The sequence below is a fragment of the Chromohalobacter sp. HP20-39 genome (genome assembly GCF_033052815.1).
In the GTDB taxonomy this organism is placed as follows: Bacteria; Pseudomonadota; Gammaproteobacteria; order Pseudomonadales; family Halomonadaceae; genus Chromohalobacter.
The window spans coordinates 1-230 of sequence record NZ_JAWHTP010001248.1 but is presented as its reverse complement, the minus strand read 5'-3'; the positions used below and the strand labels follow the sequence as shown (position 1 = coordinate 230).

1 protein-coding gene is annotated in these 230 nt (G+C 53.9%); it reads left to right on the top strand.

Annotation, left to right across the window (positions count from 1 at the left end; genetic code table 11):
- On the top strand, positions 1-230 hold a 230-nt coding region (locus tag RVY79_RS21860; protein WP_317466722.1), incomplete at both ends, for a hypothetical protein.

Below are 230 nucleotides of genomic sequence, written 5' to 3'. Positions count from 1 at the left end.
AAGCGATTGGCTGGTTTTCCAGACGGCCAAAGGGCAACTGCTTGCCGCTGTCATTCCGCCGAGAATGACGTTCCGGATAGTCTGAGATTTGATGTTGAAGGGGAAGTCTACGCATTCAATCAGGAAGAATCGCTCGCGGTACCGGTGATCGCTATCGTGGAGTATCCCAAAGTCGGCCGACGAATGTACGGGAATGGAGCTCTTGCTTCGGTCGAACAGCATGGAGAGCC